The 22,454-nt window shown below is 73.2% G+C and carries 19 protein-coding genes; 7 read left to right on the forward strand and 12 right to left on the reverse strand.

The genetic code is table 11. The features are described from left to right. The first annotated feature begins 59 nt into the window (after positions 1-59). From M8C13_RS10410 to M8C13_RS10430, 5 genes are all read left to right on the forward strand, one after another. Positions 60-626 (forward strand): helix-turn-helix domain-containing protein, encoded by a 567-nt coding sequence (locus tag M8C13_RS10410; RefSeq protein ID WP_252480312.1) that lies wholly within the window; start codon positions 60-62, stop codon positions 624-626. A gap of 107 nt (positions 627-733) precedes the next feature. Next, entirely contained in the window at positions 734-2,092 is a 1,359-nt protein-coding gene (locus M8C13_RS10415) for a S9 family peptidase (protein ID WP_252480313.1), read from the forward strand. 120 nt (positions 2,093-2,212) lie between these two features. Continuing rightward, complete coding sequence (locus M8C13_RS10420) at positions 2,213-2,599, forward strand: hypothetical protein (protein ID WP_252480314.1); 387 nt, start codon at positions 2,213-2,215, stop codon at positions 2,597-2,599. Positions 2,600-2,613: 14 nt separating this feature from the next. Further along, positions 2,614-4,140 (forward strand): alkaline phosphatase, encoded by a 1,527-nt coding sequence (locus tag M8C13_RS10425; protein ID WP_252480315.1) that lies wholly within the window; start codon positions 2,614-2,616, stop codon positions 4,138-4,140. Positions 4,141-4,158: 18 nt separating this feature from the next. Then, entirely contained in the window at positions 4,159-4,332 is a 174-nt protein-coding gene (locus tag M8C13_RS10430; protein ID WP_252480316.1) for a hypothetical protein, read from the forward strand. Here the strand turns inward: M8C13_RS10430 and M8C13_RS10435 are convergent. The 7 genes from M8C13_RS10435 to M8C13_RS10465 form a co-directional block, all read right to left on the reverse strand. Beyond that, complete coding sequence (locus M8C13_RS10435) at positions 4,329-5,102, reverse strand: putative protein N(5)-glutamine methyltransferase (protein WP_252480317.1); 774 nt, start codon at positions 5,100-5,102, stop codon at positions 4,329-4,331. The genes M8C13_RS10430 and M8C13_RS10435 overlap by 4 nt on opposite strands. Before the next feature lie 141 nt (positions 5,103-5,243). After that, positions 5,244-5,864 carry a suppressor of fused domain protein gene (locus M8C13_RS10440; protein ID WP_252480318.1) on the reverse strand — a complete coding sequence of 207 codons (621 nt, stop codon included), beginning with the start codon at positions 5,862-5,864 and terminating at the stop codon, positions 5,244-5,246. Between the two features lie 17 nt (positions 5,865-5,881). Further along, positions 5,882-6,667, reverse strand: a complete 786-nt coding sequence (locus M8C13_RS10445; RefSeq protein ID WP_252480319.1) for an alpha/beta fold hydrolase — start codon at positions 6,665-6,667, stop codon at positions 5,882-5,884. After that, the gene (locus M8C13_RS10450; protein ID WP_252480320.1) at positions 6,664-7,941 is read right to left on the reverse strand and encodes an esterase family protein; all 1,278 of its coding nucleotides are present in this window, start codon (positions 7,939-7,941) and stop codon (positions 6,664-6,666) included. Before M8C13_RS10450 ends, M8C13_RS10445 begins: the two co-directional genes overlap by 4 nt. A 42-nt stretch (positions 7,942-7,983) precedes the next feature. Next, a complete protein-coding gene (locus M8C13_RS10455; RefSeq protein ID WP_252480321.1) occupies positions 7,984-10,404 on the reverse strand; it encodes an excinuclease ABC subunit UvrA in 2,421 nt (806 codons plus the stop codon). Positions 10,405-10,475: 71 nt separating this feature from the next. Further along, positions 10,476-10,886: a VOC family protein gene (locus tag M8C13_RS10460; protein ID WP_252480322.1), complete on the reverse strand. Its 411-nt coding sequence runs from the start codon at positions 10,884-10,886 to the stop codon at positions 10,476-10,478. A 10-nt stretch (positions 10,887-10,896) separates the two neighbouring features. After that, entirely contained in the window at positions 10,897-11,340 is a 444-nt protein-coding gene (locus M8C13_RS10465; RefSeq protein ID WP_252480323.1) for a helix-turn-helix transcriptional regulator, read from the reverse strand. A 122-nt stretch (positions 11,341-11,462) separates the two neighbouring features. Between M8C13_RS10465 and M8C13_RS10470 the strand changes: the two genes are divergently transcribed. After that, complete coding sequence (locus M8C13_RS10470) at positions 11,463-12,251, forward strand: S9 family peptidase (RefSeq protein WP_252480324.1); 789 nt, start codon at positions 11,463-11,465, stop codon at positions 12,249-12,251. On the opposite strand, the gene M8C13_RS10475 is transcribed toward M8C13_RS10470, so the two are convergent. The 4 genes from M8C13_RS10475 to M8C13_RS10490 form a co-directional block, all read right to left on the reverse strand. Continuing rightward, positions 12,244-15,156, reverse strand: a complete 2,913-nt coding sequence (locus M8C13_RS10475) for a BTAD domain-containing putative transcriptional regulator (protein WP_252480325.1) — start codon at positions 15,154-15,156, stop codon at positions 12,244-12,246. The genes M8C13_RS10470 and M8C13_RS10475 overlap by 8 nt on opposite strands. 5 nt (positions 15,157-15,161) lie before the next feature. Beyond that, positions 15,162-16,403: a cysteine--1-D-myo-inosityl 2-amino-2-deoxy-alpha-D-glucopyranoside ligase gene (mshC, locus tag M8C13_RS10480; protein WP_252480326.1), complete on the reverse strand. Its 1,242-nt coding sequence runs from the start codon at positions 16,401-16,403 to the stop codon at positions 15,162-15,164. 85 nt (positions 16,404-16,488) lie between these two features. Continuing rightward, the gene (locus tag M8C13_RS10485) at positions 16,489-17,667 is read right to left on the reverse strand and encodes an MFS transporter (RefSeq protein WP_252480327.1); all 1,179 of its coding nucleotides are present in this window, start codon (positions 17,665-17,667) and stop codon (positions 16,489-16,491) included. 22 nt (positions 17,668-17,689) lie between these two features. Continuing rightward, positions 17,690-18,577: a patatin-like phospholipase family protein gene (locus tag M8C13_RS10490; protein ID WP_252480328.1), complete on the reverse strand. Its 888-nt coding sequence runs from the start codon at positions 18,575-18,577 to the stop codon at positions 17,690-17,692. 265 nt (positions 18,578-18,842) lie between these two features. On the opposite strand from M8C13_RS10490, the gene M8C13_RS10495 reads away from it, so the two are divergent. Further along, entirely contained in the window at positions 18,843-20,441 is a 1,599-nt protein-coding gene (locus M8C13_RS10495; RefSeq protein WP_252480329.1) for an ABC-F family ATP-binding cassette domain-containing protein, read from the forward strand. Between the two features lie 18 nt (positions 20,442-20,459). Here M8C13_RS10495 and M8C13_RS10500 read toward each other — a convergent pair whose 3' ends face one another. Continuing rightward, complete coding sequence (locus M8C13_RS10500; RefSeq protein ID WP_252480330.1) at positions 20,460-22,421, reverse strand: VWA domain-containing protein; 1,962 nt, start codon at positions 22,419-22,421, stop codon at positions 20,460-20,462. Between the last annotated feature and the right edge of the window lie 33 nt (positions 22,422-22,454).

The raw sequence follows: 22,454 nt of genomic DNA on the forward strand, positions 1-22,454 counted from the left end.
ACCCGGGTTTACCACACCCCCGCGTGCACAACTTTCTTTGCACAGGTATCTTTGCAACTATGACCGAGTCTCCCCGGGAGCTGACCGACCCAGCGGCGCTGAAGGCCTTCACGCACCCGCTGCGGCAGCGCATCCTGCGGGAGCTGCACCGCAACGGCCCGGCCACCGCGACCACCCTGGCCGCCGCGCTCGGGCAGAACACCGGGGCCACCAGCTACCACCTGCGCCAGCTCGCCCGGCACGACTTCATCCGCGAGGACCCGGAGCTGGGCCACGGCAAGCAACGCTGGTGGCGGCCCACCGCCAAGGACATCCGCTTCCCCCGCGCCGCCGGGCAGCCGCCGGAGGTGCAGGCCCTGCTGGCCAAGCTCGCCGACGAGGGCCTGGCCGCCGACCTGGCCACCTACGCGCGCTTTGCCGAGCGCCGGGCCGAGTTCGGCGAGTGGCGGGACGCGGTGCCCTACTCCAGGGGCGCGCTCACCCTGACCCAGGAGGAGCTGGGCCGGTTCTTCGCCGACTACCTCGACCTGCTCAACCGGTACCGGGAGCAGCACGACCCGGACGCCCCCGACTCCCGCCGCCTGCTGGTGCGCTGGGTTGCCTTCCCCGATCCAGGGGACGGCTGAGAAAAGGAAGACCGGTGTCGCCGAGTTGCCGCTCGGCGACACCGGAGCAACGGAAGCACGCGCCATTTCCCGTGTACGCAACCTCCGCATGGAAAGGAGAGCACCCTGTGCTGCTCCGGATCAAGCTCGCCACGCTGCTCGCGGTCACCGCGACGCTCGCTGCTGCCTTACCCGGTCACGCCCAACCGTCCTCGCGGTCGGAACAGGTCAGCTTCAGCCGGGAGGGACTGAACTTCCCTGCTCTGGTCACCTCCCCCGGCACGCCCGGCCGCCACCCGGCGGTGGTGCTGATCAGCGGTTCCGGGGCCACCGAGGCGGACAACATGCTGCCCGAGGCGCAGGCCTTCGCCAGGGCCGGGATCGTCGCGCTGACCTACCGCAAGCGCACCGAGGGCTACTCCAAGTTCCACCGGGACTACACCCAGCTCGCCGACGACGCCCTCGCCGGGCTCGCGCTGCTGCGGAACCGGCCGGACGTCGACCCGGCCCGGATCGGGGTGTTCGGCTTCTCCGAGGGCGGCTGGGTGGCCCCGCTGGCCGCGACCCGCTCGGCCGAGGTCCGGTTCCTGATCACGGTGGGCGCCAACGGGTTGACCCCGGCCCGGCAGGAGACCTGGGCGATCGCCAACCGGGCCCGCCGGCACGGCCTCCAGGGCTCGCTCAACCACTTCCTGCGCACCGCGATGCGGCAGGTCACCGAGGGCGGGGTGTTCCCGGAACCGTTCTACGACCCGGTGCCCACGCTGGCGAAGGTGACCGTGCCGGTGCTCGCGGTGTGGGGCGGCTACGACGTGCTCACCCCGCCCGGTGAGTCCCTGGAGGTCTACCGGGACACCTTCGCCCGCACCGGGCACCGGCAGCACACGCTCAAGACCTATCCGGACGGTCAGCACCGCGTCCTGGGCACCGACGACCGCGGCTTCACCAAGCGCGCGGACTACCAGCCGGGCTACCTGGACCTGTTGGGCGACTGGGTGAACACCACCGCCTTCAGCACCGCGGCCTCCACTGTGGACGCTCCGGCCAGGCAGGAGGCGCGCACCCTGCCGAGGGAACCCCTGTCCTGGTGGGAGGCGGGCTGGCTCCAGCTGGCCGCGCTGGCCCTGATGCTGCTCGGCTTCCTCGGTTACGGGGTCGGCGCGCTGCGGCGGACCCGGTCGGTGCGCCCGGCGCGCTGGCTGGCCGGACTGGGTGGCGTGGCAGTGCTGGGCGCGCTCGGCTACTTCGCGTTCCTGTTCAGCAGCAACGCCTCTGTGGTCGGCGGTCCGATCATCCTCGGCCGCCCGCTGCCCTACCTGGCGCTGCAACTGCTGTGGCTGGCCACCGTGGTGGCCGGGGTGGTCACCGCGCTGGCCTGGCGGCGGGAGCGGGCGGAGGTGGTCGCGCGGGTGCGGCTGCCGCTGCTGCTGGCCGGGACCGCGGTGCTGGTGCCCTTCGGCCTGTACTGGGGCCTGCTGCTGCCCTGATCCACAACCGCTGAACGGCGCTACCCCGGTCCCGCACCGCATGTTAGGAACTGACTGTTCCTGCGGCAAGGTTGCCAACAGGTAACCACGCCGTGCCGTCCCCCACCACGGCAGGTGTCCATGACCGGAATCCCGTTACGCACGCTCATAGTCGGCGGCGCCGCCCTGGTGGCGGCGCTGTCGAGCGCCCCGGCCGCGCTGGCCGACTCCTCCCGCTGCACCGCGGATGCCGCCTGCGCGGGCAAGGCCTCGTTCAAGTCCCTCGGCGAGGTCTTCACCGTCACCGACCAGGTCGGCGACGGCCACTCCGCGGTGCTGCTCTACTGGCTGCCCGACGGCACCGGCCCGCACCTGGTGTGGAACGCCAAGGGCAAGGGCACCAGCGTCACCGCGAACCTGGAACTGGCCGAGGGCAGCTGGGTGCACTACCGGGTCTGCCTCGGCGAGCACGGCACCAAGGACGTGCTGGAGAGCACCTGCGGCGTCACCGTCACCGACCGAGCCTGACCAGGAGGATCCCGATGTCGCTGAACCGTCGTCTGTTCCTGGTCACCGGCCTGGCCACCACCGGAGCCCTGGCCGCCCCCGCCACCGTGCTCGGCCTCTCCGACGCCCCCGCCCGCCGCCTCGCGCCGCTGGCCGACCCGTTCACCCTCGGCGTCGGCTCCGGGGAACCGCGCCCGGACGGCATGGTGCTGTGGACCCGCCTCGCGCAGAACCCCCTGGACCCCGACGGCGGCATGGGCGCCGCGGCGGTGGAGGTGGAGTGGCAGGTGGCCACCGACGCGGCGATGACCGCGGTCGTGGCCACGGGCAAGGAGACCGCGGTGGCCGCCGAGGGCCACAGCGTGCACGCTGAACCCCGCGGCTTGCAGCCCGGCCGGGAGTACTTCTACCGGTTCAAGGCAGGGGCCGCCCTCTCCCCCGTCGGCCGCACCCGCACCGCGCCCGCGGCCGGGACCGAGCCGGCCAAGCTGACCTTCTCCTTCGCCTCCTGCGCGCACTTCGAGGAGGGCTGGTACCACGCCTACCGCTACCTGGCCGCCGACCGGCCGGACCTGGTGCTCTTCCTCGGCGACTACATGTACGAGAAGCCCTCCGGGCAGGCCACCAAGGTGCGCGGCTACACCGACTTCGACGAGACCGACACCCTGGGCGAGTACCGCATCCGCTACGCCCAGCACCGCCTCGATCCGATGCTGCGGGCCGCGCACGCCGCCGCGCCCTGGCTGGTGGTCTTCGACGACCACGAGCTGCGCAACAACTGGGCCGGTGGCCACACCGAACCCGCCGCGGCCCGCAGGCAGGCCTCGTTCCAGGCGTTCTGGGAGAACATGCCGCTGCCCAAGGCGATGAAACCAGCCAGCGGCAAGATCAACCTCTATCGCGGGGTGGCCTGGGGCTCACTGGCCCGCTTCCACCTGATGGACACCCGCCAGCACCGCTGGCTGCAAGCCCCGGCCGGGTCCTGCGCGGAGATCACCAAGGAGGCGCGCACCCTCACCGGCGCCGCCCAGGAGAAGTGGCTCCTCGATCGGCTCGCGGTCAAGGAGTCGCGCTGGGACATCCTGGGCCAGCAGGTCTTCTTCGCCCAGCGCGACACCGACGGCGCGGCAGGCACCTGCGACGTCTCCACCGACGCCTGGGACGGCTACCGGCGCAACCGGGAGCGGATCACCCAGGGCTGGATCGACCGAGGCGTGCGCAACCCGGTGGTGCTCACCGGCGACGTGCACCGGGCCTGGGCGAACAACCTGCGGCTGAACTACTTCCAGCACAGCTCGCCGATCGTGGGCGCGGAGCTGGTCACCACCTCGATCACCTCGCACAGCTCCACCACCCCGCCCGCCGGGCTGGCCAAGAACCCGCACCTCAACTACGTCGGGCACACCCGCGGCTACGTGCGGGCCACGCTCACCCCGGCGCAGCTGACCGCGGAGTTCATGCAGGTGTCCTCGGTGCTGGAGAAGGATCCGGCCAAGGTGACGCTGTCGGTGGCGCGCAGGTTCGCGGTGCTGGACGGCAAACCGGGGGTGCAGCGGCTCTGACGAAGTACCGTGGGGGGCATGGCACAGCTTGGTGAACTGTTCCCCAGCCGCAAGCTCGGCAAGGTGACCTCCGATGAGGACGGCACCGGCGAGAAGTTCGAGCGCGGACCCCTGGACCTGGACTCCGGTGTCGTGCGGTTCGGCCGCCCCGCCCAGCGCAAGGCGGCCGAACCCACTGAAGACAAGGACTAGGCCGGGCGCTGCCCGATGACGACGGTGGCTCCCGCTTCCTCGTCCTCGGCGATCTCCGGCACCAGCCCGCAGGCGGCGAAGGTGTCGGCGGTGCGCGGGGCCTGCCGGGCGCTGGTCTCCACCAGCAGGTGACCGCCGGGAGCCAGCCAGTCCGCGGCCCCGGCGGCGACCCTGCGCTGCACGTCCAGGCCGTCCGGTCCGCCGTCCAGGGCCACCCACGGCTCGTGCAGCCTGGCCTCGGCCGGCAGCAGGCCAATGGCCTCGGTGGGCACGTAGGGCGCGTTGGCCACCAGCACGTCGATCCGGCCGCGCAGGTCGGCGGGCAGCGGTTCGTACAGGTCGCCCTGGTGGACCGGGCCGAGGACGTTGCGGCGGGCGCAGCGCACCGCGGCCGGGTCGATGTCGGCGGCGTGCAGCTCCACCTCGCCCAGCTCGACCTCGATGGCCGCGCCCAGCGCGCCGGAGCCGCAGCACAGGTCGAGCACCACCGCCCCGGGTTTGGCCAGCGCGACCGCGCGGCTGACCAGGAACTCGGTGCGGCGGCGGGGCACGAACACACCGGGGTCGACCGCGATGCGCAGGCCGTGGAACTCCGCCCAGCCGAGCACGTGCTCCAGGGGTTCGCCGGCGATCCGGCGCAGCACCATGGCCTCGATGGCGGCCGGGAGCGGGGCGGTGGACAGGATCAATTGGGCCTCGTCCTCGGCGAAGACGCAGCCGGCGGCCCGCAGGCGGGCGGTGATGGTGGTGAAGACAGACAGGGTCGTCATGGAACGCGCCTTCCGGAATGCCGAGTAGGGGCGCTCGGGATCGACGCGGTCAGGCGAACCGCGGGTCCGGGTGGCGAGAGCACCCCGCTGCACAAGCGGTAATGGGTCCCACCTCCTCGGCCGATCCGATGTTCCGGCCGCTCACGCTACACCAGGAGGCCCTGGCGCCCGTGCCGGGTCGGTGACCAGCAGCGGGTTGTCCCCGGCCAGTTCGGCCAGCACCGCGGCCGTGCCGCCGGCGCGCATCCGGGCCTGTTCGGCCGCGGTCACCCCGACGGCCTGCAGGAACAGCACCTTCCCGTTCGGCGTGGCCAGCTCGCCCAGCTCGGGGTCGGCCACGAGGGTGAAGGCGGTGAGCCCGGTGGGCGGGGCGTCGGGCAGGGTGGGGTGGCCGGTGATGGGGCGGCGCAGGTCCAGGCGGTGGCCGGGTTCCAGCAGCAGCAGGCGGGTGTTCACCTGCCGGGCCAGGTGGTGCACGATCTCGAACGGCCAGCCTGGCGCCTCGGCCTCGTCGCCGCGGCGCACTCGCAGGGTCAGCTCGAAGCCCCAGCCGGAGAACTCCGGGTCCTCCTCCGGGCCCGCCTCGTGCAGTTCGCTGAGGCCGTAGCTGATGTAGTGCCAGTGCCCGGCGGCCGGGTAGGCCACGCAGCAGGCCAGCGCGCCACCGGGCGGGAAGCCGACCCTGCGGGGCTGGCGGCCGGGGTAGAGCGCGGCCAGCGCGGCGTCGATGGCGTCCTGGCCGGGCGCCGGGCATTGGGTCATCGGGGCATCATGCCGTTTCAGCCGACCGTGCGCAGGAAGCCGCGCACGGCCTCGGCGAAGGCGGCCGGATCGTCGTCGTGGATCCAGTGCCCGCACCCGGCCAGCTCCACCAGCTCCACTCCCGGCCGCACCATCTCCTTGGCCAGCGCGGCCGGCAGCATCGGGCTGTGTTCGCCGCGCAGCAACAGGGCCGGGCAGGTGACGGCCAGCCAGTCGGCCCAGTGGTCGCCGAGCCCGCCGCGCTGGGTGGCGGCCAGGTCGGCGTAGTCGAAGCAGAGCCGCCAGCCCTGCGCGGTCTGGATGGCGCTGGCCATGAAGTAGTCCAGCACCGGCACCCGCTGGGCGATCTGTGCCCGCAGCTCCTCCTCGGTATCGGCCAGCAGGGGCCAGCCGGTGAGGTCGAGCTCGGGGTGTTCGATCTCCGGGGCGCGCATCACCGCGCCGAAGTCCTCCACCACCAGCGCGCGCACCAGCTCGGGGTGCCGGGCGGCGAGCTGGTAGGCGTTGAGGCCGCCCAGGGAGTGGCCGAGCACCGGCAGCGGGCCGAGGTCCAGGTGCCGCAGGAAGGCCGCGGCGTCGGCGACGAACTCCGCGCGGCCGAAGTCGCCGCCGTGCTCGCTGCGCCCGTGCCCGCGCTGGTCCAGGGCGAGCACCCGGTACTCCGGCGCGAGGTCGGCGGCCAGCCGGGCGAACTGGCTGCCGCGCCCGAAACTGCCGTGCAGCAACAGGATCGGCGCTCCCGCACCGCCGAAGTCGACCCAGCCGAACCGCCGCCCGCCAAGGTCCACAGTGGACTCGATCATGCCCCGGCTCCCGGCAGCAGCGTGCACAGGGCGCGGATGGCGTTGCGGCGGAAGGAGACGAACTCGTGCCCGCCGGGGGCCTCGAAGTAGTCGACCTGGTTTCCCTTGGCGCGCAACACGGTCCGGAAGTGCCGGTTGGCCGCGCGCGGGTCGACGCCGGGGATCCACGGCACGTTCCCGGCTTCGAGGACCCCGCAGTCCAGCCAGAACCGGACCGGGACGCGCGGTGACCCGGCGTACTGGCGGGTGAGCCACTCGGGTTCGCCGTCCTTGCCGCCGAGCATTTTCGCGACCGGGTGGTCGGCGTAGCCCCACCAGAAGGAGCCGGAGCTGGCGAGCACGTTGCCGTAGACCTCGGGCCGGTGCAGCGCGGTGAACGCGGCGGCCAGCCCGGTGAGGCTGTTGCCGGCCAGCACGGTGCGCGCGGGGTCGGTGGTGACGTCGAACTCGGCCAGCAGCGGCGGCAGCTCCTCGGCCAGCATGGTGGTCAGCGCCGGGTTGCAGGTGCTCTCCCCGATCCGCGCGCCCGGCCGGTCGGCCACCTCGGGGGTGTGCACGAAGGCGACCACCACCGGCGCGAGGCTGCCGTCGGCGATCCGGTTGTCCAGCGCGGTCGGCAGGTCGGCCACGCGGGTCCAGCACTCGCCGTCCAGCATGACCACCAGCGGGAACGGGCCCTGCCCGCTCGGCGGCCGGTAGACGGTGACCTGGCGTTCGTTGCCCAGCGCCGCCGAGGTCAGCCGCCGCTCGACCAGGGTCCCGGCCGGTGCGCCGGCGGGGGTGAACCAGGGCGCGGGCTCGGTCTCCGGCAGTTCCAGGATCGAGTCCCACTGGTGTTCGGGCAGGTCGAGGCGGCCGGCGATGATGCCGGTCTGCGGGTAGATCCGCCGGGGGTTGAACGGGTCGGCTCGCCAGCAGTCGACCTGGCGGCGCAGCGCCTCGAAGGCGTCGGCGATCAGGTCGCCGGCGGCGGGTTCGTCCACGATGTACTGGTAGCTGCTGGTGACATCGGCGCGCACCACGGTGGAGCGGTGCCAGATGTCGGTGCCCGGCAGGCGTTCCAGGGCGTGCGAGGGCGCGAGGTGGTCGGCGAAGAGCTGGCCCGCCCTGATCGAGACCCGCTCGGCTTCCCCCAGCCAGACGAAGGTGACCAGCACCGAGCCCGGGTTGTCAGGAGCGGGTTCGACCAGCGGGCCGCCCGCGGTCTTGAGGTGTTCGGCGAGCGCGGCCGGGTCGCCGGCGAGCGCGGCGAGGGCGGGGCTGGTGATCGTCATGGCGACCTACCTTTGACCACCGCGCCCCGCCGCGCAACCGGGTTAGCGGCGCTTGCGGGCAGGTTTGGCCGGGCTGCCCACGTACTCGGCGAGGTGCTCGCCGGTCAGCGTGGTGCGGGCGGCGACCAGCTCGGCCGGGGTGCCCTCGAAGACGATCCGGCCGCCGTCGTGGCCCGCGCCGGGACCGAGGTCGATGATCCAGTCCGCGTGCGCCATGACCGCCTGGTGGTGCTCGATCACGATCACCGACTTGCCCGAGTCGACCAGCCGGTCCAGCAGCGCGAGCAGCTGGGCCACGTCGGCCAGGTGCAGGCCGGTGGTGGGCTCGTCCAGGATGTAGACCCCGCCCTTGTCGGCCATGTGCGTGGCGAGCTTGAGCCGCTGCCGTTCGCCGCCGGAGAGGGTGGTCAGCGGCTGCCCGAGGGTGAGGTAGCCGAGGCCGACCTCGGCCAGCCGCGCCAGGATGGCGTGCGCGGCCGGGGTGTGCGCTTCGCCGGAGCCGAAGAACTCCAGCGCCTCGGTCACCGGCATGGCCAGCACCTCGCTGATGTCCCGGCCGCCGAGGTGGTAGTCCAGCACCACCGCGTCGAACCGCTTGCCCTCGCACAGCTCGCAGGTGGTCGCGATGCTGGCCATGATGCCCAGGTCGGTGTAGGTGACCCCGGCGCCGTTGCAGGTGGGGCAGGCGCCCTCGGAGTTGGCGCTGAACAGCGCGGGCTTGACCCCGTTGGCCTTGGCGAAGGCCTTGCGGATGGGTTCCAGCAGCCCGGTGTAGGTGGCCGGGTTGCTGCGCCGGGACCCGCGGATGGGGGCCTGGTCGACCGCGACCACGCCGGCCTCGGCGGGCAGCGAGCCGTGCAGCAGCGAGCTCTTGCCCGAGCCCGCCACGCCGGTGACCACGCACAGCACGCCCAGGGGCACGTCGACGTCGACGTCCTGGAGGTTGTGCTTGTTCGCGCCGCGGATCTCCAGCTTGCCGGTGGCCGCGCGCACGGTGTCCTTGAGCTGGGCGCGGTCGTCGAGGTGGCGGCCGGTGACGGTGCCACTGGCCCGCAGCCCCTCCACGGTGCCCTCGTAGCAGATGGTGCCGCCTGCCGCGCCCGCGCCGGGGCCGAGGTCGACCACGTGTTCGGCGATCGCGATGGTCTCCGGCTTGTGCTCCACCACCAGCACGGTGTTTCCCTTGTCCCGCAACCGCAGCAGCAGCTCGTTCATCCGCTGGATGTCGTGCGGGTGCAGGCCGATGGTGGGCTCGTCGAAGACGTAGGTGACGTCGGTGAGCGAGGAGCCCAGGTGCCGGATCATCTTGACCCGCTGGGCCTCGCCGCCGGAGAGGGTGGCCGAGGGCCGGTCCAGGGACAGGTAGCCCAGGCCGATCTCGGCGAAGGCGTCCAGGTTGGCGCGCAGCTTGGCCAGCAGCGGCGCCACCGAGGGCTCGTCCAGCTTGCCGACCCACTCGGCCAGGTCGCTGATCTGCATCGCGCAGGCCTCGGCGATGTTCACGCCCTGGATCCGGGAGGACCGGGCCGCCTCGCTGAGCCGGGAGCCCGCGCACTCGGGGCAGGTGGTGAAGGTGACCGCCCGGTCCACGAAGGCCCGGATGTGCGGCTGCATCGACTCCCGGTCCTTGGCCAGGAAGGACTTCTGGATCTTCGGGATCAGGCCCTCGTAGGTGAAGTTGCCGCCGTCGATCTTGATCCGGGTCGCGTCCTTGTACAGGAAGTCCTGGAGCTCCTTCTTGGTGTACTTGCGGATCGGCTTGTGCGGGTCGACAAACCCGGACTCGGCGTAGATCCGCACCGTCCAGTGGCTGTCGGACTTCCAGCCGGGGATGGTGAAGGCGCCCTCGGCGATGGACTTCGAGTCGTCGTAGAGCTGGGTGAGGTCGATGTCGTTGACCTTGCCCTTGCCCTCGCAGCGCGGGCACATGCCGCCGGTGATGCTGAACTCCCTGCGCTCCTTGACCTTCTGCCCGCCCTTGGTCAGGGTGACCGCGCCCGCGCCGCTGATGGAGGCGACGTTGAAGGAGAAGGCCTGCGGGGAGCCGATGTGCGGGGTGCCGATCCGGCTGAACAGGATGCGCAGCATCGCGTTGGCGTCGGTCGCGGTGCCCACCGTGGAGCGGATGTCCCCGCCCATCCGCTGCTGGTCCACGATGATCGCGGTGGTCAGCCCGTCCAGCACGTCGACCTCGGGGCGGGCCAGGCTCGGCATGAAGCCCTGCACGAAGGTGCTGTAGGTCTCGTTGATCAGTCGCTGGGACTCCGCGGCCACGGTGTCGAAGACCAGGGAGCTCTTGCCGGAGCCGGAGACGCCGGTGAAGACCGTCAGCCGCCGCTTGGGCAGCTCGATGCTGACGTCCTTGAGGTTGTTCACCCGCGCGCCGTGCACCCGGATCATGTCGTGGGTGTCGGCGGCGTGCGGGGCGGCGGTCCGCGTGGTCTTCTTCGGGGCCGTGCTCATCGTCTCTCCATCTGCTGACGCGCCGGCCGGGCTGGGCCGTCCTGCTTGCTCGGGGTGGTGCGGGGTGGGGCTCAGCCGACCTGCTGGACGCGGATCATGTTGCCCGCGGGGTCCCGGATGGCGAAGTCGCGCACGCCGTAGGGCTGGTCGGTGGGCTCCTGCACCACCTCGGTGTCCCCGGCCTGCAGCTTCTCGAAGGCGGCGTCCACGTCGGCGCTGGCCAGCACCAGGCTGGCGAAGGTGCCCTTGGCCATCATCTCGGTGATGGTCTGACGCTCGGCCTCGGTGACGCCGGGGTCGGCGCCGGGCGGGTAGAGCACGATGGAGGTGCCGGGCTGGTCGACCGGGCCGACGGTGAGCCAGCGCAGCCCGTTGTAGCCGACGTCGTTGCGGACCTCGAAGCCGAGGGCGTCCCGGTAGAAGGCCAGGCTGGCCTCGGGGTCGGTGTGCGGCAGGAAGCTCGCGTGGATGGTGAAGGTCATGGCGGTCACGCTAGTTGCGCTCGAACACCGGCGCTTCTCGATTCCTGATCGGTCTGGTCACCTGGTTGACCACGCAGGACGGCAGTCCGGCGGGTCCGGCGGCCTGCTGCCGGTAGACGCTGGGCGGCACGCCGACCAGCTCGGTGAAGCGGGTGCTGAAGGTGCCGAGGGACTGGCAGCCGACGGTGAAGCAGACCTCGGTGACACTGAGGTCGCCGCGGCGCAGCAGCGCCATCGCGCGCTCGATCCGCCGGGTCATCAGGTAGGAGTAGGGCGACTCGCCGTAGGCCCGGCGGAACTCCCGGCTGAGGTGCCCGGCGGACATGTTCACCCCGCGGGCGAGGGCCTCCACGTTGAGCGGCTGGGCGTGCTCGCGGTCGATCCGGTCGCGCACGCGGCGCAGCAGCGCGAGGTCGCGCAGGTGTTGCGCCGTGGCGTCGGGCTTGCTGCTCACAGGCCAGATCGTGCCACGTCAGGGCGGTGCTGTCCGCTCCAGCGCGGCATCTCGGGCCGGCCGGGATTCCGCCGGTGGCGTAACCGGTCCCGGCCGCGCGGCCGGAGCCCTACGGTGGCCGCATGCAGTCACCGATCACCGGCACCGCCGCCGGCGTGCCGTTCACCGCCCTGCCGCCGGCCGGGGAGGGTCCCGCTCCGCTGATCGTCACCTGGCACATGCTGGACGCGCCGCGCTCCGACGCCGCCTTCGCCGCCGCGCTGCCCATGCACGGCCTGCCCGCGTGGCGGGTGCACCTGGGCATGCCGATGTGCGGGGCGCGCATGGTCGACGGCTCCATGGACGCGGGCCTGGCGCTGGTGCAGGAGGACCCGCTGATGTCCTTCCTGTACCCGTTCGTGCGACAGGCTTTCGAGGAGTTCCCGGCCGCGCTGGCCGCGCTCCGCGAGCAGCTGCCGGTGGCCGAGGGCCCGATCGGCGTGCTCGGCGGCTCACTGGGCGGGGCGGTCGCGCTGCGGGTGCTCGCCGACAGCGACGTCCCGGTCTTCGCCGCCGCCCTGCTCAACGCCGCCATCCACCTGCGCTCGGTGGTGGACCTGTTCCCGGGCGACTACCCCTACGACGCGGAGTCCAGCGCGGCCGTGGACAGCCTGGACTTCCTCGCCAAGGCCGGGCAGCTGGCCGGTCGCGCGCCGCTGCTGGTGGTCAGTGGCGAGCTGGACCACCCCGCGCTGCGCGCCGACGCGATCCGCCTGGCCGAGGAGCTGGGCGAGCAGGCCGAGCTGGCCTCGATCCCCGGGCTGGCGCACCCGCTGGCCGAGGAGCCCGGCATCGAGCCCGCCCCGCAGCTGCCGCTGACCCGCGAGGTGGACCGGGTGCTGACCGAGTGGTTCGGCCGCCACCTCAGCTGAGCCCGGCCAGGAACGCCAGCCCGGCCCGCTCGTCGCGCGGGTTGCCGATCCGCCGGAACTCCGCCACCGCCCGCTCCCCCAGCTCGATCGCGCGAGCGGTCTGGCCGAGGGCGGCCCGCACCTCGGCGTGCTCCAGCACCGCGCGGGCGGCCAGCATCCGGGAGTCCATCAGGTGCAGGCTCTGCTGCACGGACTCCATCACCGGCAGCGCCTCCTCGGCCCGGCCCAGCGCGCGCAGCGCCTGGGACAGCCGCAGCCTGATCTCATCGGCCACGCCGCCGACCGCCCCGCCCTGTTCCAGCAGGGCTTCCTGGTGGCAACTCAGGGCTTCGGTGAGCCTGCCGGCCTTGCGGTGCAGCACGCCGAGGACGTTGAGGGCGAAGGCCCGCATCCGGTAGTCGTGCGCGCCCACCAGCCGCCTGCGCACCTCGTGGGCCACGGCGTGCGCCTCGGCGTCGTGCCCGGCCTCGGCCAGCACGTCGGCCAGGAAGACCTGCATGGCGGTGGCGCTGTGCCAGGCGTCGCCGCCTGCGGAGACCGCCAGGGCTTCGCGGAGGTGCGCGATGGCGGGTTCGAGCCTGCCCTGTTCCCAGTGCGCCGAGGCCAGCCCGGCCAGGAAGGCGGCCCGGTCGCCGGGTTCGGAGTCCAGGGTCAGGCCCAGCTCGGAGACCCGGACCAGCTCCGCCAGCTCGCTGGTGGCCCACCGGCCGACCACCAGCACGTAGACCGCGGCGACCTGCCCCTTGTTGTCCCCCAGCTCGGTGCACTCGGCCAGCAGCGCCTCGAGCTGGCCGAAGACCTCGGGCCAGTTGCCGCGGTAGCCCTCCAGCAGCAGCAGGTTGGCCCTGGCCACCCGCTCGGTCGAGCCGGTGCCGAGCTCGCGGGCGCGGGTGAGCGGCTCGGTGGCCGAGTTGTGCTGGCCGAGGGTGACCAGCACCTCGCCGAGCACGAGCGCGAGCTTGGCCTCGGCTTCCTGGTCGCCGTCCTTGGCCGCGGCGTGGCAACCGGCCTCGCAGACGGTGGCGATGGCGGCGGAGAGCCCGTGCCGCAACAGGTCCGGCAGCATCGCGGTGACCAGCCGGTGGCAGGGGCCGTGCGGCCCCTGTACGGCGGCCTGTTCGACGGTGGCCAGCAGCACCGCGCGTTCGGCGGCCAGCCACTCCGGTGTGGCGGTGGCCGCGGTGGCGGCGTAGTGCTCGGTGAGCGCGGTCAGGGCGGCCGGTCCGTCGGTGTCCTCGGCGGCCAGTTCGGCGGCGTAGAGGCGCAGCAGGTCGTGGCAGCTGTGCCGGCCGTCCTCGCTGGTGAGCAGCCCGGCCGCGGTGAGCTCGGCGAGCAGTCCGGTGGCCTCGTCCCCGCAGAGGGCGGTGGCGGCGGGGGCGGTGATGTCCGGGCCGGGGATCAGGCCGCAGAGCCGGAACAGGCGTCGCGCGGCCGGGCTGAGGCGCTGGTAGGACTGGTCGAACACGGCGCGCACGGCGGCCTCGGGGTCGCCGGGGATGGACAGTTCGGAGAGCCGGTCGCTGACCCGGAGCCGGGCCACGTGCGCGGGCAGGTCGGCCCCGTCCAGGGCGTTGGCTGCGGCGATGCGCAGCGCCAGGGGCAGGCGGCCGCACAGGTCGAGCAGCTCGGCGGCGGCTTCCGGGCAGGCGGCGACCTGCTCGCCGAGCAGGCTGGTGAGCAGGTCGAGGGCGGCCGGGGTGTCGAGCACGCCGACCGGGCAGGTGTGCGCGCCGGGCAGGCGCAGCTCGGCGCGGCTGGTGGCCAGCACGGCGCAGTCACCGAGGTCGGGCAGCAGGGCGGCTTCGGTGAGGTTGTCCAGCAGCACCAGCAGCCGTCGGCCCGCGGTGACCTGGCGCAGCAGCGCGGTCAGCTCCGTGGTCCCGCTGGGCAGTTCGGCCGGGGGCAGGCCGAGCGCGCGCAGCAGCCTGGCCAGCAGTTCGGCCGGGTCGGTGAGCGCGCCGGTGGTGTAGCCGCGCAGGTTGACGTGCAGCTGTCCGTCCGGGAACCGGCCGCGCAGCCGGTGCGCCAGGTGCACGGCCAGCGCGGTCTTGCCGATGCCGGGCGGCCCGGACAGCAGCACCCGCGCGCCGGGCCGCAGCAGGCGGTCCAGCTCGGCGAGCAGGTCGGCGCGGCCGACGAAGGCGGCGATGTCGCCGGGCAGCTGGTTCACCGGCCGCCACGGCGCGGCCGGTGCGCTGTCACCGGTGAGGATGGCCTGGTAGGCCGCCCGCAGCGCGGGTCCCGGCTCGGCGCCGAGCTCTTCGGCCAGCACCGCGCGGGCGCGCTGGTAGACGGTGAGCGCCTCGCCCTGGCGGTCGCCGTGGCGCAGCGCGAGCATGAGCAGCCGCCAGAAGTCCTCGTGCAGCGGGTGCCGGGCGGTGAGCACCTGGAGCTCGGCGACCAGTTCGGCGTGCGCGCCCGCGGCCAGGTCCAGCTCGATCCGCCGTTGCAGGGCCGCCAGGCGTTCCCGTTCCAGCCGGGGCACCTCGTGCTCGTGCAGCTGCCCGGCCGGCACGCCTTGCAGCGCGGGCCCGCGCCAGAGCGCCAGTGCCTGGTGCAGCCGCTGCCGCTGCCCCGCTCCCTCGGCCACCAGCGCGCGGAAGCGGTGCACGTCCACGGTCTCCGGTGGCACGGCCGCGCGGTAGCCGGTGGGTTCGGTGCGCAGCAGGCCGTCGCCGAGCTGCCGCCGCAGCCGGGAGACGTAGGTCTGCACGGTCGCCTTGGCCTGCTCGCCCGCGCCGTCCGGCCACAGCTCGCGGACCAGGTCGGCCACCGGGACGGTGCGGCCGGCCCGCAGCAGCAGGCTGGCCAGCACGATCCGGTGCTTGGCCGCGCCGATCTCGACCTCCCGCCCGCCGATGACCACCTGGAGCGGGCCGAGCAGGCGGAAGTCGAGATCGGGCACAGCGGCTAGAGTGCCACGCCCAGCAGCGCGTCCACCGCCGCCCGCACCAGCGCGGGGGCGGCCGGGTCGCCCCCGGCGCGCCGTTCCAGGGCCTCGGCCGCCCAGGCGTCCACCGCGGCGAGCGCGCGCGGGGTGTCCAGGTCGTCGGCGAGGTGGTCGCGCAGCCGGTCCACCAGCGCCTGCCCGTCCGGCCCGGCGTCCAGGGCGACCGCGGCCCGCCAGGTGTCCAGCCGCCGCTGCGCGGCCTGGAGCAGGTCGTCGCTCCACGGCCGGTCCGCCCGGTAGTGGTCGGCGAGCAGGCCGAGGCGCACGGCCATGGAGTCGACCTTGTCCGCGCGCAGCCGGGAGACGAAGACCAGGTTGCCGCGGGACTTGGACATCTTCTCCCCGTCCAGCCCGATCATCCCGGCGTGGCTGTAGTGCCGGGCGAAGGGCTGGAACCCGGTCAGCGCCTCGGCGTGCGCCGCGCTGTACTCGTGGTGCGGGAACACCAGGTCCGACCCGCCGCCCTGCACGTCGGGGCCCGCGCCGAGCCGGTTGAGCGCGATCACCGAACACTCGATGTGCCAGCCGGGCCGCCCGCGCCCGAACTCGGAGTCCCAGGCCGGCTCGCCCGGCCGCTCCAGCCGCCACAGCAGCGCGTCCAGCGGATGCCGCTTGCCGGGCCGCTCCGGGTCGCCGCCGCGTTCGGCGAAGTAGCCGAGCATGGTCGCCTCGTCGTAGTTGGACTCGTAGCCGAAGCGGCCGGTGGCGTTGTGGTCGAAGTAGACGTCCGGGAACTCCGCGTCCTCGACCCGGTAGGCCGCGCCGGAGGCCAGCAGCTTGGCGATGGCCTCGGTGATCTCCGGGATGGCCTCCACCGCGCCCACGTAGTCCCGCGGCGGCAGCACCCGCAGCGCCTCCATGTCCTCCCGGAACAGCGCGGTCTCCCGCATCCCGAGCACCACCCAGTCGTCCTGGTCGCGGGCGGCGCGCTCCAGCAGCGGGTCGTCGATGTCGGTGACGTTCTGCACGTAGTGCACGGTGTGCCCGTTGTCCAGCCACAGCCGGTGCACCAGGTCGAAGGCCAGGTAGGTGGCGGCGTGCCCGAGGTGGGTGGCGTCGTAGGGGGTGATGCCGCAGACGTAGAGCCGGGCCGTGTCGCCCGGGGTCGTCGGCCGGACCTCCGCGGCGGCGGTGTCGTAGAGCCGCAGGGGGCGGGGGGTGCCGGGGAGCCGGGGTACCGGAGTTGACGACCAGGTCTGCATTCCTCAGACGATAATCAACAGCTCCGCATGAGTCACAGCCCACAGCGTCTTCTCGTGATCCTCCCAACATGAGGGAATGACCTGGTCAGCGGTGTACGGCAACCGCGGGCAGGGTGCGGCCCAGCACCGGCAGCGCCGCGGTGGCCGCGGTCAGCACAGCGGCGAGAACCAGCCACGGCAGGACCGGGTGCACAGCGGTCAGCGAGATCACCGCGGGCGCGACCACGTTCGACACCCCGAAGGAGTACTGGAAGCTGGCCACGTACCGGCCGCGCGCCCCGGGCGGGGCGCTGGCCTCGGCCAGGGCGGTGGAGGTGGGGGCGTGCACCAGGTTGGCCACGCAGTGCACCAGGGTGATCACGAGCAGGTAGGCCAGGTTCCACGGGGCGGGCACCCAGAGCGCGGCCGCGGTGGCCAGTGCCCAGGTGATCCACAGCAGGCCCGCGCCGGCCAGCGCCGTGGTGCGCGGGACGTTGCGCAGCCGGTCCACCGTGGCGACCTGGAAGCACAGCCGGAACACGGTGCTGGTGACGATGACCGCGCCGATCATCCAGGCCGGCGCGCCCAGCACCAGGCGCAGGTAGACCGGGACGCCGAGCACGAACAGGTCCACCGCCAGCGCGAAGGCGAAGTTGACCAGGATCAGGCCCAGGTACGGGCGGTCGCCCAGCAGTTGCCGGAAGGCGCCGTCGCCGCGTTCGCTCGGGGTGTGCGGGGCGGGGCGCACGAAGCGGAGCAGGATGGCCGCGCACACCAGGAAGCTGACCGCGTTGCCCGCCGCGACCAGCCGGTACGGCCAGTCCCCCTCGGCGCCGGTGAGCAGCCCGGCCACCCCGGCGCCGAGGCCGAAGCACACCGACATGGTCACCCCGGCCAGTGCGAACGGCCGATCTTTGCTGGTCTCGGCGGACAGGTCGGCGATGAGCACGAACACCGAGCAGTAGAACCCGCGCTGCCCCATGGCCAGCAGCGCCGCGGCCAGGAACGCCTCCGGCACGCTGGTGGCCACCAGGTACATCCCGGCCCCGGCCGCCTGCACCAGTTGGGCGGTGACCAGCACCGTGCGCGGCCCCCACCGGTCCACCAGGTGCCCGGCCAGTGGCGGCACCAGCAGGCCGACCGCGGTGGCCGCCGCGCCGACCAGCCCGGCCGTCGGCAGGTCCAGGCCGATGACGAAGGTCAGGTACAGCACGGTGACCGGCAGGAACACCCCGGTGCCGAAGGAGTCCACCCCGAGCGCGACCAGCAGCGCGTTTCTCCCCATGCGGGCAAGACAACCAGAGTGCTCAGGGGGTGCTGGGCGTCGGCCCGGCGGGATGGCCGTACAGGCCCGGCCCGTCCACCCGCAGCGTGGCCAGGAACTCGGTGGACTCGGCGTAGGAGGTGGCGATCAGCTCGTTGGTGAACCGGAAGTCCAGCGGCGTCACCGGCCGGGCGGGAGCACCTGGCAGGTAGACGATCGGCGCGGTCTCCGCCCAGCGGGTGGCCTCCAGCACCGCCTGGTTGCGGGTGGCCAGAGTGGCCCAGAACAGCAGCGTCTCCGGCAGCGAGGCGGGCACCCCTGGCAGGTGGCCAGGGAAGGCGCAGTCGAGCACGACCAGGGACTTCGCGCCCATGCTCAGCGCCTGCTGCACCGGCACGTTGGCCAGCACGCCGCCGTCGTAGAGCACCCGCCCGCCGATGCGCACCGGCGGGTAGATGCCGGGGATGGCCGCGCTGGCCAGGATCGCCGGGATCAGCTCGCCCTCGGTCAGCACCACCGGGGAGGCGGTGACCGCGTCCACCGCGACCGCGCCGAAGGGCAGCGCCAGGTCGCTGAACCGGCTCGCGCCGGCCAGGCCCTCGGCGAGCACCTCGGCCAGGCCGGTGTTGCGGAACAGGTGGTTGCGCCCGGCGCGCAGGGTGCGCAGCTGCCGGACCGGGCCGCCGGGGAAGACCCTGGAGCGGGTCATCAGCGCCCACATCCTGGTCAGCCTGCCCGCGGCGTGCTCGGGATCGAGGGCCAGCAGCGAGCCGTTGACCGAGCCGACCGAGGTGCCGATCACCAGGTCGGGCCGGATGCCGTGTTCGGCCAGCGCGCGGAGCATGCCGACCTGGATGGCGCCCAGGCTGCCGCCGCCACCGAGAACGAAGCCGACCGGGGTCGGCAGACCGTGGTCCCGCACGCCGAGCATCGTCTCATGTGGACGGAGCGAAAACGCGTTGCGGCGCGAGCGGCGGGCGCCTAACGTAGCCGTCGTCCCATTGCCGTCCAGGGGAGCACAGGTTGATCGGCTGAGGTTGCGAGTCACCGCGACGTTGAGGCATGCCCGCCTCCGCCCGTGCTCGGACCCGGCCGCGACTCCCCCGTTGGACGCGCCCCTTCCCTGAGTTCCGTGTCGTCGCCGTGCGCTCGCGTGTCGCCCTCTCTTCTCGCGACGACACCTCAGGAGGTGCGCCATGTCCGCATCCGTCACCTGTTCCGCACTCGACTTCCGCTGGCCCGACGGCGAGCCGGTGTTCGAGGAGCTGAACCTGCTCATCGGCGAGGGCCGGACCGGATTGGTCGGGGTCAACGGCTCCGGCAAGTCGACGCTGCTGCGCCTGCTCGCCGGTGAGCTCACGCCAGCGGCCGGGTCGATCGCGGTCACCGGCGAGATCGGCTATCTGCCGCAGACCATCACGTTGGACGCTTCCAGGAGGATTGATGACGTACTCGGTATCTCGGCGCAGCGCGCGGCCCTCGCGGCGATCGAGTCCGGCCGGGGCACCGAAGCCGACTTCGGTGTCCTCGGTGAGGACTGGGACGTCGAGGAACGCACCCGTGCCACCCTCGACCGCCTCGGTCTCGGTCACCTCGGCCTCGACCGCACCGTCGGCGGAGTCTCCGGCGGCGAGTCCGTCCTGCTCGCGCTTGCCGCGCTGCTGGTGCGACGGCCGCCGGTCCTGCTGCTCGACGAGCCCACGAACAACCTGGACCTTCGTGCCCGCCGCCTGGTGCACCGCGCCGTAGCGGAGTGGCCGGGGATCCTGGTGGTGGTCTCGCACGACCGGGAGCTGCTGGACCTGATGGACCGGATCGCGGACCTGCGGGACGGGGAAGTCCGCTACTACGGCGGCAACTTCACCGACTACCAGGCCGCGGTGGCCGCCGAGCAGGAGACCGCGCTGCGGCTGGTGCGCGCGGCCGAGCAGGACCTGCGGCGGCAGCAGCGGGAGCTCATCGACGCGCGGGTCAAGCTGGACCGGCGGCTGCGTTACGGGCAGAAGATGTGGGACCAGAAGCGGGAGCCCAAGATGGTGATGGGCAACCGGAAACGGGCCGCGGAGGTCTCCGCGGGCAAGCACCGCAACATGCACCTGGACAAGCTGGCCGAGGCCAAGGACCGGGTGCAGGAGGCCGAGGAGGCGGTGCGCGCGGACGGGCAGATCCGGGTGGAGCTGCCGCACACCGAGGTGCCGCCGGGCCGCGAGGTGCTCCGACTGTCCACAGTGGAGCTTCGCTGCGGACCGGTGGTGGACCTGGATGTGCGCGGCCCGGAACGGATCGCGCTCATCGGGGCCAACGGCTCCGGCAAGACCACGCTGCTGCGCACCATCACCGGCGCGCTGGCCCCGGTCTCCGGCGAGGTGTCGCTGAAGGTGCCGATGCGGTGGCTGCCGCAACGGCTGGACGTGCTCGACGACGAGCTGTCCGCCATCGGCAACGTGGCCAAGGCCGCGCCGGAGGCCGGTCACCAGCGGATCAGGGCGCAGCTGGCCCGGTTCCTGCTGCGCGGCCGCAAGGCCGAACAGGCCGCGGGCACGCTCTCCGGCGGGGAGCGGTTCCGGGCCTCGCTGGCCACACTGCTGCTCGCCGAGCCCGCCCCGCAGCTGTTCCTGCTGGACGAGCCGACGAACAACCTGGACCTGGCCAGCGTGGCCCAGCTGACCCAGGCCCTGTCGGCCTACGCGGGCGCGCTCGTGGTCGCCAGCCACGACCTGCCGTTCCTGCGCACCCTCGGCATCACCCGCTGGCTCCTGCTCACCGACACCCTCACGGAGGTGGACCCCATGTGAAGCATCGAACCGGTGGCGCTACCGCGAGCGCCGGTTGCGCAGGTAGTCCGAGACCACCGCGGCCCCCAGGCCGTCCAGGTCCGGGGCGACCACGCGGCCGTTGCTGCGCCGGGCCATCAGGTCCACGAACCGGGTGAGCCGAGGGTCCTCGCCGAGCCGGAACACGGTCAGGTTGCTGCCCAGCCTGGCCAGCGCGTCCAGCTCGGCGAGGGTCCGGGCCAGGGTCTCCGGCCGGGGCGGGTAGTCGAAGACCGCCTCGCCGTCGGGTTCCAGGTGCGCGGTGGGCTCGCCGTCGGTGACCACCAGCACCACCGGCTGGGCGTCGGGGTGGCGGCGCAGGTGCCGTCCGGCCAGCAGCAGCGCGTGGTGCAGGTTGGTGCCCTGCTCCCAGGCGCCCTCCAGCGCGGTCAGCTCGCCGATGTCCATGGTGGCCGCTTCCCGGCCGAAGGTGATGACCTGCAGGGCATCCGCGCGGAACCGGGTGCTGATCAGGTGGTGCAGGGCCAGCGCGGTGCGCTTCATCGGCAGCCACCGCCCGTCCTGCACCATCGACCAGGAGGTGTCCACGCACAGCGCGACCGCGGCCCTGGACCGGTGCTCGGTCTCGGCCACCTCGACATCGGCCACGTCCAGGCGCACCGCGTGCTCCCGCTGCCCCGCGGCGCGCAGCACGGCGTTGCGCACGGTCCGCCCCACGTCCCACGGTTCGGTGTCGCCGAACTGCCACGGCCTGGTGGCTCCGCTGAGCTCGCCCGCCGCGCCCGCGGCCTGGTTGTCCCGGTCGCCGCGCCGGGTGCGGACCTGGTCGAGCACATCGCGCAGCGCGGTGTCGCCGAGCTGCCGCATGGCCTTGGGGGTCAGCCGCAGCTCCCCGTCGGGGGCGCGTTCCAGCAGGCCGCGTTCGCGCAGCTGGCGTTCCAGCTCGGCCAGCCGCCGCATGTCCACAGTGGACTCCCGGCCGAGCTGGCGGGCCAGCGCGTCCAGGTCGATGTCCTCCAGCCGCGCGCCGGGATAGGACTGGGCGAGCTGTTCGGCGAGCTGGTCGAGCTCGGCCAGGTCCTGTAACGCGGCCGCGCCCTCGGCCATGCCCAGCGGGGTGTCGCCGCGGAAGCGGCCGCGCCCGGTCCAGTCCTGGCCGGGCCGCAGCTGCCGCAGCTGGTTGTCCAGCTGTTGCAGGGCCTGGGCCAGCCGGGGGTCGCCGAAGGCCTGCTGGGACAGCTGGGAGAGCTCCTGGCGCTGCTGCTGGGACAGCGAGTTGAGCAGTCGCTGCGCCGCCGCGGCCCGCGCGGCCAGCAGGTCGACCAGCTCGTCGACGGTGCGCGGGTTCTCCGGGAAGAACTCGCCGTGCCTGGCCATGAACTCGGCGAACTTGGCCTCGATGTCCGGGTCGCCTTGGGCTCGCTGGCCGAGCAGCGCGGAGAGGTCCTCCAGCATCTCCCGCACCCGGGCCACGTCCTCGGGCGTGGTGGCCTTGAGCGCTTCGCTCATGCCGCGGAAGCGCTGTTCCAGGGCCTCCTGGCCGAGCATCCGCTGGATCTCCTGGTAGGCCTCGCGGGCCTCGCCGGAGCGCCAGTCGTACTCGGTGAGCTCGCGGACCGCCCCGGCCGGGCTGGCCGGCAGCGCGTCGAGCTGGAACTCCTGGAAGCGGGCGTTGTCGTCGAGGTCGCGGGCCAGGGCCTGGCGTTCCTTGGTCAGTGCCCGCTGGAGCAGCTCCTTGACCTGCTCCAGGGTGCCGTCCAGGCGGTGCCGCCGCTGCAGCTCGCTGCGCTTGCGCCACAGCCGTTGGGTGAGGTCGTCGAGCCCGTGCTGACCGGGCAGGCCGCGGCGGAGCAGCTCGCGCAGCGCGGCATCGGGTGAGCGGCCCTCCATCACGTCCCGGCCGATCTCCTCCAGCGCGGCCCGCAGGTCGGGCGGTGGCGCCAGCGGGTCGGGCCCGCCGGAGAAGCGCCCATACCGGTAGCGCCGAACCGGATCGCTCATATCCGCCACCCTACGCCTGCCGATCTCCGGTCA

The sequence above is a fragment of the Crossiella sp. SN42 genome, assembly GCF_023897065.1.
In the GTDB taxonomy this organism is placed as follows: domain Bacteria; phylum Actinomycetota; class Actinomycetes; order Mycobacteriales; family Pseudonocardiaceae; genus Crossiella.